1 rRNA gene is annotated in these 258 nt (G+C 55.0%); it reads left to right on the top strand.

Annotated features, from left to right (window positions below):
* A 16S ribosomal RNA gene (locus I6E24_RS16940) occupies positions 1–258 on the top strand; the annotation flags it as partial.

Genomic DNA, 258 nt, shown 5'->3' with positions numbered 1-258 from the left:
ATCATTTGGAGACAGATGAGCCGCAAGGCATGTATGAAGGTGCTGCATGGTTGTCGTCAGCTCGTGCCGTGAGGTGTCGGCTTAAGTGCCATAACGAGCGCAACCCTTTCTGCCAGTTACTAACAGGCAATGCTGAGGACTCTGGCGGTACTGCCATCGTAAGATGTGAGGAAGGTGGGGATGACGTCAAATCAGCACGGCCCTTACGTCCGGGGCTACACACGTGTTACAATGGGGGGTACAGAAGGCAGCTTGCCG

The sequence above is a fragment of the Bacteroides caecigallinarum genome (genome assembly GCF_021530995.1).
Classification (GTDB): Bacteria; Bacteroidota; Bacteroidia; order Bacteroidales; family Bacteroidaceae; genus Phocaeicola; species Phocaeicola faecigallinarum.
Note: the sequence above shows the minus strand (reverse complement) of the source record. Positions and strands in the feature narration are given on the sequence as shown.